This window comes from Agreia sp. (assembly GCF_964263775.1).
Lineage (GTDB): Bacteria > Actinomycetota > Actinomycetes > Actinomycetales > Microbacteriaceae > Agreia.
This window is the reverse complement of sequence record NZ_CAXVWM010000067.1, coordinates 1-10,926: the sequence shown is the minus strand read 5'-3', so window position 1 is coordinate 10,926 and position 10,926 is coordinate 1. Positions and strand designations below refer to the sequence as shown.

Annotated in this window: 11 protein-coding genes and 1 pseudogene; 9 read left to right on the top strand and 3 right to left on the bottom strand. The window is 67.2% G+C overall.

The window, feature by feature from the left end:
* The coding region (locus ACE5CZ_RS05710; protein ID WP_374946372.1) for a hypothetical protein at positions 1 to 253 on the top strand (253 nt) is incomplete at its 5' end.
* 182 nt (positions 254 to 435) lie between these two features.
* Here the strand turns inward: ACE5CZ_RS05710 and ACE5CZ_RS05705 are convergent.
* From ACE5CZ_RS05705 to ACE5CZ_RS05695, 3 genes are read right to left on the bottom strand one after another with little or no spacing between them, the layout of a single operon-like run.
* A complete protein-coding gene (locus ACE5CZ_RS05705; RefSeq protein ID WP_374946371.1) occupies positions 436 to 2,388 on the bottom strand; it encodes a M13 family metallopeptidase in 1,953 nt (650 codons plus the stop codon).
* Between the two features lie 9 nt (positions 2,389 to 2,397).
* A complete protein-coding gene (locus ACE5CZ_RS05700) occupies positions 2,398 to 2,775 on the bottom strand; it encodes a type II toxin-antitoxin system death-on-curing family toxin (protein ID WP_374946370.1) in 378 nt (125 codons plus the stop codon).
* On the bottom strand, positions 2,772 to 2,975 hold the full coding sequence (locus tag ACE5CZ_RS05695; protein WP_374946369.1) for a hypothetical protein: 204 nt from the start codon (positions 2,973 to 2,975) through the stop codon (positions 2,772 to 2,774). Before ACE5CZ_RS05695 ends, ACE5CZ_RS05700 begins: the two co-directional genes overlap by 4 nt.
* Before the next feature lie 63 nt (positions 2,976 to 3,038).
* Here ACE5CZ_RS05695 and ACE5CZ_RS05690 point away from each other — a divergent pair, with 63 nt between their 5' ends.
* From ACE5CZ_RS05690 to ACE5CZ_RS05655, 8 genes and pseudogenes are all read left to right on the top strand, one after another.
* Entirely contained in the window at positions 3,039 to 4,370 is a 1,332-nt protein-coding gene (locus ACE5CZ_RS05690) for an MATE family efflux transporter (RefSeq protein WP_374946368.1), read from the top strand.
* Positions 4,371 to 4,401: 31 nt separating this feature from the next.
* A complete protein-coding gene (locus ACE5CZ_RS05685) occupies positions 4,402 to 5,475 on the top strand; it encodes an NAD-dependent epimerase/dehydratase family protein (protein WP_374946367.1) in 1,074 nt (357 codons plus the stop codon).
* Positions 5,472 to 6,134 carry a glycosyltransferase family 2 protein gene (locus ACE5CZ_RS05680; RefSeq protein WP_374946366.1) on the top strand — a complete coding sequence of 221 codons (663 nt, stop codon included), beginning with the start codon at positions 5,472 to 5,474 and terminating at the stop codon, positions 6,132 to 6,134. The genes ACE5CZ_RS05685 and ACE5CZ_RS05680 overlap by 4 nt, the downstream gene beginning before the upstream one ends.
* A 121-nt stretch (positions 6,135 to 6,255) precedes the next feature.
* Positions 6,256 to 6,912, top strand: coding sequence for a DUF2064 domain-containing protein (locus tag ACE5CZ_RS05675; RefSeq protein WP_374946365.1), 657 nt, complete (start codon positions 6,256 to 6,258; stop codon positions 6,910 to 6,912).
* Positions 6,913 to 6,937: 25 nt separating this feature from the next.
* On the top strand, positions 6,938 to 8,197 hold the full coding sequence (locus ACE5CZ_RS05670) for a molybdopterin-dependent oxidoreductase (protein ID WP_374946364.1): 1,260 nt from the start codon (positions 6,938 to 6,940) through the stop codon (positions 8,195 to 8,197).
* On the top strand, positions 8,194 to 8,640 hold the full coding sequence (locus ACE5CZ_RS05665; RefSeq protein ID WP_374946363.1) for a hypothetical protein: 447 nt from the start codon (positions 8,194 to 8,196) through the stop codon (positions 8,638 to 8,640). Before ACE5CZ_RS05670 ends, ACE5CZ_RS05665 begins: the two co-directional genes overlap by 4 nt.
* 73 nt (positions 8,641 to 8,713) lie before the next feature.
* Positions 8,714 to 10,600 carry a potassium transporter Kup gene (locus ACE5CZ_RS05660; protein ID WP_374946362.1) on the top strand — a complete coding sequence of 629 codons (1,887 nt, stop codon included), beginning with the start codon at positions 8,714 to 8,716 and terminating at the stop codon, positions 10,598 to 10,600.
* 83 nt (positions 10,601 to 10,683) lie between these two features.
* A pseudogene (locus ACE5CZ_RS05655) lies at positions 10,684 to 10,926 on the top strand (hypothetical protein); the annotation flags it as partial.

The window sequence follows — 10,926 nt, the reverse complement described above, 5'->3', positions numbered from 1 at the left end:
GCAGCTGGGCACCGAGGCGTTTCCGGCCGGCGGCACCAGCGCCATCTTTAAAGGCGTCGCAGAAGACATCGCGTCGCCCGCAGACTACGCCGTGCTTCCCCAGCCGGAGCTGCTGTTCGCGCCCGACCTCACCCCGGGCGCGTCGGTCACCGGAAATATCGCCGTATTCGTGCCGAGCTCGGGAGCCGAGTCGGGCTCGGTGCTGGTCGAGAACTACTTCACCGACAACGTGTGCGAGTTGAAGGTCGGCTAGCTCGAACCAACGGGACCGTATGTCAGTAATCGACCCTCCCGGCGAGCGGAGGGTCGATTATTGACACACCATGCGACCGTAGCGGCTGCCGTCTGTCGCTAATCGACCTTGGATGCGGATCTTAGGTCGATCTGTGACAACCGGCACGGGCGTCAGCGCACGAGTCACTCGCTCATCTGCGCCTACCAGATCGTGACGCGCTCCTCCGGGGCCAGCCAGAGGGCATCCGACTCGGTCACGCCGAAGGCGTCGTAGTACTCATCGATGTTGCGCACGATCTGGTTGCAGCGAAACTCGTTCGGCGAGTGCGGGTCGATCGACAGCAGGCGCACGACCTCCTCGTCGCGCGACTTCTGCTGCCAGGCCTGCGCCCACGACAGAAAGAAGCGCTGCACACCGGTGAGGCCGTCGATCACCGGCGGCTCCTGCCCGTCGAGCGAGAGCAGGTAAGCGTGCCACGCGATGCTGAGGCCACCCAGGTCGCCGATGTTCTCGCCGATCGTCAAGGCACCGTTGACGTGCTGGTCGGGCACCTGCGCGGGAGCGAGCGCGTTGTACTGGTCGATGAGCGACGAGGTGCGCTTCTCGAACGCCTCGCGGTCGGCCTCGGTCCACCAGTCGGTGAGCCGGCCGTCGCCGTCGAAGCGCGAGCCCTGGTCGTCGAATCCGTGCCCGATCTCGTGGCCGATGACCGCGCCGATCGCGCCGTAGTTGGCCGCGGCATCCCGACTCTCGTCGAAGAACGGGTACTGCAGGATGGCCGCCGGAAAGACGATCTCGTTGAAGCCGGGGTTGTAATAGGCGTTGATGGTCTGCGGAGTCATGAACCACTCGTCGCGGTCGAGCGGCTTGCCGATCTTGCCCAGCTCGCGCTGAAACTCGAACTCGCTCGTGGCGCGGATGTTGCCGGCCAGGTCGCCCGCGTCGATCACGAGAGTGGAATAGTCCCTCCATTTCACGGGGAAGCCGATCTTGGGAGTGAACTTGTCGAGCTTGTCGAGGGCGCGCTCGCGCGTCTCGGGCGTCATCCACTCGAGGTCGGTGATGGATGCCCGGTACGCCTCGATGAGATTGGCGACCAGCACATCCATGGCCGCCTTGGCCGTCGGCGGAAAGTGACGGTCGACGTAGATGCGGCCCACGGCCTCGCCCATGGCGCCCTCGACGAGGGACACCCCGCGCTTCCAGCGGGCGCGCATCGACGGCGTTCCCGTGAGGGTGCGACCGTAGAAGTCGAAGTTCTCGTTCACGAAGACGGCTGGCAGATACGCGGCTGCGCCGTGCACGACCTGCCACGACAGCCAGTCGCGCCACGCGTCGAGCCGATCTTCGGTGATGAGCTCGGCGATGCCCGACACGAACGACGGCTCGCGCACGACGAGTTCGTCGAAGACCGACTCGGGAGCGCCTAATGCGTCGCGCCAGACGTCGAGGTCGACTGTCGGAGCCGACGCTGTGAAGTCGCTCCACGACAGCAGGTTGTAGGTGGCCTGCGCGTCGCGCGTCTGCACGTTGTCCCAGTGCGTGGCGGCGATCGCCGTCTCGAGGTCGAAGACGCGCTGGGCGCGGGCCGCGGCATCCGAGAGGCCCCCCAGCGCGAGCATCCGCTCGATGTGGCCGAGGTATGCGGTGCGGATGTCGGCGAACTTCTCGTCGCGGAAGTAGCTCTCGTCGGGCAGCGAGATTCCGCCCTGCTCGATAAACACCAGGTAGCGCTCGGGGTTGCCCGGGTCGTTGTCGACGAACAGACGGAAGAAGCCGCCCACCCCCTGGCGTTCGAGGTGCGCGGCCGTCTCGAGCAGCTCGTGCACGCTCGAGAGGCGGGCCACGTCGGCGAGCTGCGCCTCGATCGGGGTGGTGCCGAGCTCTTCGACGCGCTCCTCGTCGAGGAAGCTCGCGTAGAGGTCGCCGAACGTGCGCTCCTCTGTGCCGGGAGCGCCGTCTTGCGCCTCGATGATGATGTCGCGAACGGCCTTCTCTGCCTCTTCGTGCAACTGATAGAACGAGCCGTCGCGGGCGCGGTCGTCGGGAATGACGGTACGGGCGATCCATTTGCCGTTGACGTGCCTGAACAGGTCGTCTTGCGGGCGGATGGAGGGGTCGAGTTCGGTCGAGTCGATGCCGGAGGTGGTCATCCCGCAAGCCTAGCGAGCAGCGCTGCCGCGCTCGATTCTCTCGGCGATCTCGCCGACGTCGTCGAGGGTTGCGGATGCGATGGCCACGATGATCTCGTAGGCCTCGTCGTTCGTCCACGTGAGCCGCACACCATTGAGGCCGAGGAACGCGATCAGAGCCGAGAGGCTGAGGCGCTTGTCGCCGTCGACGAGGCCGTGATTGCGAGCGAGAGAGTGCGTCAGCGCCGCGGCTTTCAGCATCAGGGTGGGATAGGCGTCTCGGCCGAACGCGCTGGCCTGCGGACGCGCCAGGGCGGACTCGAGGAGACCGTGGTCGCGCACCACAACGTCGTCGCCAATGGCGCGCTCGGCAACAAAAAGCAGCTCGTCGTACCGCAGATAGATCACCGGCCGAGGCGCTCGAGGGCCTCGGTGTAGCGCGGCAGTTCGGTCTCGAGCACGTTCTCGAGAAGATCGCGACGACTGTGGTTCTCCACGTACTCGCGCACCGCCTGCTTGGCGACGTCTTGCATGGATCGGGATTCGAATTCGGCACGCCGGCGCAGGGCGTCGGCTTCGTCGTCGGACAGACGGAGAGTCATCGGCATGCACCGATGGTATCAGTGCTGATACCAAACATGGCCAGTGGCGAGCCTAGCTAGGCTCGCAGGGTGAAGGCACTGGATCGCGACATACTGCGACTCGCCGTTCCCGCGCTCGGAGCCCTCGTGGCCGAACCGCTCTTTCTGCTCACCGACACGGCCCTCGTCGGGCACCTCGGCGAGACGCCGCTCGCCGGGCTCAGCATCGCGAGCGCCCTGCTGCAGACCGCGATCGGACTGCTCATCTTTCTCGCCTACGCCACGACGCCCGCAGTGGCGCGCAGACTCGGCGCCGGCGATCGGCCGGGCGCCATCCGGGCGGGTATCGACGGTCTCTGGCTGGCGGCGCTGCTCGGCGGGGTACTCGTCGCCGTCGGCGTCGCCGCGGCCCGCCCGTTGGTGCACCTCTTCGGAGCCTCCGCCGCGGTCGAGGAGCAGGCCGTCGTCTACCTCACGGTCTCGCTCGCTGGCCTCCCCGCCATGCTGCTCGTGATCGCGGCGACCGGCCTGCTTCGCGGGCTGCAAGACACCAAGACTCCCCTCGTCGTGGCGGTCAGCGGGTTCGCGGCGAACGCGGGGCTCAACGCCCTCTTCATCTACGGCTTCGGATTCGGCATCGCGGGCTCGGCCGCGGGAACCGTCGTCGCCCAGTGGGCGATGGCCGCCGTCTATCTCGTGATCGCCGTGCGGGCATCCCGCAGCGAACGCGTCAGCCTGCGTTTCGGACTGGCGGGCGTCAGTGGCGCTGCGGCATCCGGCGGCTGGCTGTTTCTGCGCACGGCGAGCCTGCGCGCGGCCCTGCTGGCCACGGTCGTCGTCGCCTCGACACTCGGCATCGTCGAGCTGGCGACGTTCCAGATCGCGTCGACGCTGTTCTTCACGCTGGCGTTCATCCTCGACGCCCTCGCGATCGCGGGCCAGGCGCTGGTGGGCCACGGCCTCGGGGCTCAGGATGTCGCGCGCGTCACAGGCGTGATGCGCCGCCTCGTGCGGTGGGGAATCGGCGCCGGGGTCGCGCTCGGAATTCTGCTCGCGGCCCTCTCGCCCCTGCTCGGCCCGGTCTTCTCGTCGAGCCGCGACGTGCAGCAGGCGCTGCTCGTGGTCGTGCTCGTGATGGCCGCGGGCACTCCGCTCGCGGGCTACGTCTTCGTTCTCGACGGCGTGCTGATCGGGGCGGGCGACGCCCGTTACCTCGCGCTCAGCGGAGTCGTGAACGTGGCGATCTACGCGCCGCTCCTCGGGCTGGTCGCCCTGTTCTTCTCCGATAAGACTGCCGGCACTAACGGCACCGCCGCGCTCGTCTGGCTATGGCTGGCCTTCGGCTTCGGCTACCTGGGCGCGCGCGCCCTGACGCTCGGGCTGCGCGCCCGCGGAACCGCGTGGATGTCGAGCGGCGGTTAGGCTGGGCATCCACATCTTGGGGGGTCAACACATGCCGCATCTGCTCGTCACCGGCGGCGCCGGGTTCATCGGCAGCGAAATCGTGCGCCAGGCTCTGGATGCCGGATGGGCCGTGCGCGTGCTCGATTCGCTGCGGGCCGACGTGCACGAGACGGCCCCCGCACTCGAGCCCCGCGCGGAGTTCATGCTCGGCGATGTGCGCGACGACGAGACCGTGGCGCGCGCGCTCGACGGCGTCGACGCGGTCTGTCACCAGGCCGGAAAGGTGGGCCTCGGAGTCGACTTCTTCGACGCTCCCGACTACGTCTCGTCGAACGAGCTGGGCACGGCGGTGCTGCTGGCCGGCATGACCCGGGCGGGCATCGACCGCTTCGTCGAGGCCTCGTCGATGGTCGTATACGGCGAGGGCGACTACCGCAACGCGGCGGGGGATGCCGTGCGTCCGCCGGCCCGACGGGTCGCCGATCTCGAGGCCGGCCGTTTCGAGCCGCTCGATCCGGCCACCGGCGAGCCGTTGCATCCGGGGCTCATCACAGAAGACGCGCCCCTCGACCCGCGCAACGTGTACGCGTCGTCGAAGCTCGGCCAGGAGTACCTGGCGACCTCGTGGGCGCGCTCCGCCGGCGGCCGGGCCATCGGCCTGCGCTACCACAACGTCTACGGGCCGGGGATGCCGCGCAACACTCCGTATGCCGGGGTCGCGGCGCTGTTCCGCTCGGCGCTTGCCCGCGGCCAGGCTCCACGCGTCTTCGAAGACGGCGCTCAGCGGCGCGACTTCGTGCACGTGCGCGACGTGGCGGCGGCGAACCTCGCGGCGCTCGAGGCGACCGCGGCGCCCGAGGCGACCGCGGCGCCCGAGGCGGCCTCCACCTTCCGCGCCTTCAACGTGGGCAGCGGAGTCGTGCACACGATCGGCGAGATGGCCGTCTCGCTCAGCCGCGCCTCGAACGGCGATGAGCCCGTCGTCACCGGCGAGTTCCGCCTCGGAGACGTGCGCCACATCACGGCGTCGAGCGAGAAGATCGCCCGCGAGCTCGGCTGGCGGGCCGTCACCGACTTCGATGCCGGAATGGCCGAGTTCGCCACGGCCCCGCTGCGCGCATGACCGCCCAGGTCGATGTGGTGCTGCCCTGCCTCAACGAGGCCCAGGCGCTGCCCTGGGTGCTGTCGCGGCTGCCCGAGGGCTACCGCGCGATCGTGGTCGACAACGGGTCGACGGATGCGTCGGCCGAGATCGCGCGCGCGGCGGGTGCCCTGGTGGTCGCCGAATCCCGCCGCGGCTTCGGCGCGGCCGCGCACGCGGGGCTGCTCGCCGCGACGGCCCCGATCGTGGCGTTCTGCGACGCAGACGCATCGATGGACCCCGCCGGGCTGCCGACCCTCGTCGAGCGCATCACGGCCGATCGAGCCGACCTCGTGCTCGGTCGCCGCATCCCGACCACGGCCGGAGCGTGGCCCCTGCACGCGCGTTTCGCCAACCGCGCGCTCTCGTTTCTCATCAGACATCGCGCGCACATCGCGATCAAAGATCTCGGGCCCATGCGCGCGGCGTGCCGCGAGGGCCTGCTTTCGCTCGACCTGCGCGATCGGCGAAGCGGATATCCCCTCGAGATGCTGCTGAAGGCATCCGCCGCCGGCTGGCGAATCGACGAACTCGACACGCCCTACAGTCCTCGGGTGGGCCGATCGAAAGTCACGGGCACGATCCGGGGAACCTACCTCGCGATCAACGACATGTCGAAGCTGCTGCGCGACGTTCGCTGACAGTTGGCCCTACATCAGTTCATGACGCGGGGGAATCCAATCCGTCACCTGTGACGAACTACATAGAGTGACCAGTACGAGTTATTGGCCCGCAGCGCCTCTCGAGATCAGGAGACTCTCCATGCTCACCATCGCCGTCATCGCCAAGGAGTGCATCCCCGGACGCGTGAAGACGCGGTTGCACCCGCCGTTCTCCTATGAAGAGGCCGCCGAGATCGCGGCGGCGAGCCTGGGCGACACGCTCGACGTGGTGAACCGCGTGCCCGCCGACCGGCGCATCCTGTTCTTCGACGGCAGCAACCCGCCCGCCGAAGCCGACGGATTCGAGATTCTGCACCAGAACACGGGAACGCTCGACGAGCGACTCGGTTTTCTCTTCGATTCGGTCGAGGGCCCACTGCTGATGATCGGCATGGATACCCCCCAGGTCACGCGGGCCCTGCTCGAGCCGGCGATCAGCCGCTGGCACGACGACATCGACGCCTGGTTCGGCTTCGCCAGCGACGGCGGCTTCTGGGCCCTCGGCATGCGCGAACCAGACGGCTCGCTCATTCGAGGCGTGGCCATGTCGGAGGCCGAGACGGGTCGCGACCAGCTGGAGCGCCTGCTCGAGGCCGATCTCCGCGTGAAGCTGCTCGCCGAGATCAACGACGTCGACTCGCTCGACGACGCCCACGAGGTGGCGGCGATCGCCCCCTCCGGCCGCTTCGCCGAGGTCTTCGAGCGAGTCAGTCGTGGTGCCGGAGTGCGCGACCTTCTGCTCGATCGACGGGTCTGACGGGTCGACGGGGTAGGGTGACATCGTGAGACGCCTCCTCGCAGCGACGCAACAGGCTCTCGCCGCGCCCCCACGCAATCCGCGCATGACGGTCGTCATCGGCCGCCTCCTCGCCCTCGCTTTCCTCCTCTGCTTCGGCACGGGCCTCTACAGCCACTTTCTGCAGGAGCCCGAGCCGTGGATGCGGTTCTCGACCGTGCCGGCGCAGCTCTACCAGGTGACCCAGGGCATCCACATCACGGCCGGCATCGCCTGCTTTCCGCTGATCCTGGGCAAGCTCTACACGGTCTATCCGCTGCTGTTCCAGACTCCTCCCCTGAAGGGGCCGCTACACTTTCTCGAGCGCGCGTCGATCGCCCTGTTCGTCGGCGCCTCGCTCGTGCAGATCACGATCGGACTGCTGAACACCTACCAGTGGTACCCCTGGAACTTCGGCTTCCGCCAGGTGCACTGGGCGCTCTCGTTCGTGGTCATCGGCTCGCTCGCCATCCACATCGCAGTGAAGCTGCCCGTGATCGCCCGGTTCTGGACGCGCAATTCCGACGGGTCGCGCGAGCTGCGCGGCGAAGAGACGCCGGATGCCGAGGGTCGCGACGGCGAGACGGCTCCCGACGGCGAGACGGCTCGGGTCGGCGGCGTGACAGGTCGAATCTTCCGCTGGATCGACCAGACTCCCGAAGCCAAGCCCTCCGTCAGTCGGCGTGGATTCATCACGACGGTCGGCGTTTCGACCGCCACCGTCGTGGTGCTCACGGCAGGCCAGTCGTACGCCGCCCTGAGCCCGTTCAACATCTTCGCGCCGCGCGTCAAGGGAACGGGGCCCGCCGGGCTGCCCGTGAACCGCACGGCGAAGGCGGCGCAGGTTCTCGACACGGCAGTCTCGCCCGACTGGGCGCTCACGATCTCGAACGGGTCGCGCACGGTCGCCCTGTCGCGGGCCGAGCTGCTGGCGCTTCCGCAGACCACGGTCGACCTGCCCATCTCGTGCGTCGAGGGCTGGAGCCAAATGGCCACCTGGAAGGGCGTGCGCCTGCGCGACCTGCTCGACCGGGTCGGAGCCGACACGGGGAACGGGCTCAAGCTCACCAGCCTCGAGAAGAAGGGCGGCTATCGGGTCACCCAGATGGGCCCGGAGTACGCCTTCGACGCTTCGACCCTCGTCGCCCTGGAGGTCAACGGAGAGACGCTCGACATCGACCACGGCTATCCCGCGCGCATGATCGCGCCGGGAAGGCCGGGAGTGCTGCAGACCAAATGGCTGAGCAGCCTGGAGGTGGAGTCGTGAAGATCGCCCGCATCATCCTGATCGTGATCGGACTCGCAGGTCTCTTTCTCGGCGCCCTCATCATGGTTCAGAAAGAGCGCCCCGACCAGATTCTGGGCGTCATCGTCTGGATCGGCGCCGCCATCATCGTGCACGACGGCATCCTGTCGCCTCTGCTGCTACTACTCGACGTCGGGATGCGCCGCGCCGGTCGACGCATTCCGTTCGCCGTGCTCGCCATCATCCAGGGCGGCATCGTCGTGGGCGCGATCATGAGCCTGCTGGTGCTGCCCGAGATCTACAAGAAGTCGCTCGGCTCGAAGAACCCCACCATTCTGCCGCTCGACTACGGATTGAACCTCGCGCTCTTCTGGGCTGCCGTCGCGCTGCTCACCGCCGCGGCCTGCGCCCTGTACCTGCGCAGCGCCCGCCGCCGCACGCCGGCCGCGTTGCTGAACGAGTGAGGCGCACATCGTTCATCCACAGAAGCCCGTATCTGGTGGCACTCGCCTGCCGGGAGGAAAATCCGCACGGCCGTTGGCCGCGGGTGCCGGCGGACTCGCATTAGCAGCGCTCGGCATCGTCTTCGGTGACATCGGAACGAGTCCGCTGTACGCCCTGCAGACCGTTTTCAGCATCGACGGCGGGGCTGTGAAGGCTACCCCCGAAGACGTGTACGGCGTGATCTCATTGATGTTCTGGGCCGTGACGATCGTGGTCTCGGTCAAGTACGTGTCGATCCTGATGCGCGCCGACAACGACGGTGAGGGTGGTGTGATGGCGCTTGCCGCCCTCGCGCAGCGCCTGTCCGCGACCAAGGGCGCAAAGACGGGACTCCTCCTCGTTATCGGCATCGTCGGGGTTTCGCTGTTTTACGGCGACTCTCTGATCACCCCGGCGATCAGTGTGCTTTCAGCGGTCGAGGGCCTGGAGACCGTCGTTCCCGGCATCCGGAACCTGATCGTCCCCATCGCCGCAGTGATTCTCGCGGCACTGTTCGCTTTCCAGAGGAACGGAACAGGGAAGGTCGGCCGGCTTTTCGGCCCGGTGATGCTTCTCTGGTTCGTCGTGATCGCCGCAGCCGGTGTCTCGATGATCGTGCAGAATCCGACCGTTCTGGTGGGGTTGTCACCGACATACGCGGTGGTTTTCATCGTCGCCCATCCGATCATCGCGTTCGTGGCGATGGGGGCGGTGGTGCTCGTCATCACGGGTGCGGAGGCTCTCTACGCCGACATGGGACATTTCGGCAGACCGCCGATCAGGCGCGCCTGGTTCGCCGTGGTGTTTCCCGCCCTCGTGCTGAACTATCTGGGCCAGGCCGCACTGATCCTCGATGATCCGGCCTCCCGCACCAATCCGTTCTTCCTGCTCTTTCCCGAGTGGGCTCGTTTGCCTGTGGTCGTGCTCGCAACCGCAGCCACGGTCATCGCCAGCCAGGCGGTGATCTCCGGCGCTTTTTCTCTGACCAGGCAGGCGATTCAACTCGGACTCCTGCCGCCGTTGACTGTTCGGCACACCTCGGAGAAGGAGGGTGGGCAGGTGTACCTGCCTGCTGTCAATGCGCTGCTCTTCATAGGCGTGATGGCGGTTATGCTCGTCTTCAGGTCGTCGACTGCTCTTGCGACGGCCTACGGGGTCTCGGTCACGGGCGCCCTCGTGATCGACACCGTCCTCCTTCTGCTGGTGGCGCCCCGGCTGTGGGGGTGGGGGCCGCTGAAGATCGGGATCGCAGCCGTGGTCTTCGGTGGTCTTGAGGTCACGTTCCTCAGCGCCAACCTGTCGAAGGTTCTGCACGGCGGGTGGATGCCATTGCTCGTGGCGACCGTGGTGATAGTCGTGATGACCACCTGGCGGCGCGGACGAGAACTGGTCATCGCCGGTCGCATCGAAAAGGAGGGGTCGCTGCCCGAGTTCATCGACGCCGTCCGTGAGCAGAAAGTGGTCCGCGTCCCGGGTATCGCCATCTTCCTGCATCCGAACCGCGACTCCACCCCGTTGGCTCTCCGCGCGAACGTGGAGCGGAACAACGTTTTGCACAAACGAGTCATCATTGTCTCCGTCGTGATCGAGAACGTACCTCACGTCGATCCGAAGAAGGCATTCGAGTACAACGATCTCGGCTATCTCGACGACGGAATCGACCACGTCAAGGTGCGGTTCGGGTTCTCCGACACCCCGAACATCCCTCGAGCATTGCGCAGGGCCTGCTCGCTCGGGGTTCTGAACATTCGCGCCAATCAGATGGAATCAGCGTCGTACTTCGTGTCTCGAGGCGCCATCAGAACGACCCAGGCACCGGGGATGAGCCGGTGGCGCAAAGCCTTGTTCGTCGGTCTGGCACAAAACGCCGCTAATCCAGCAGCACGCTTCGGCCTACCGTCGGGCCGCACAGTCACTATGGGTAGCGACATCGACATCTGACGCCCAGCAGACCAAACCTTCTTCGGGAGGGTGCCGAATCATAGGCACCTGCAAGACACGACAGCAACGAAGAGGAAACCATCATGAACAAGTTCACGAAAGCCACTCTCGGCCTCGCAACGGCCGGAATCCTGGCCGTCTCCATGGCCGCCTGCTCCACGACGTCTGAGTCCACGGAGTCGACCTCGTCGCCGTCGTCTTCGGCCGAGACCACCCCGACGCCCGTCGCGTCGATCCCCTCGCTCACCGGTGTAGACACCGCCGTGCTCCTCGACGCCGACTTCGCCGCCGCGCTCACCAGCCTCGGCCTGACCCCCGGCACCGTC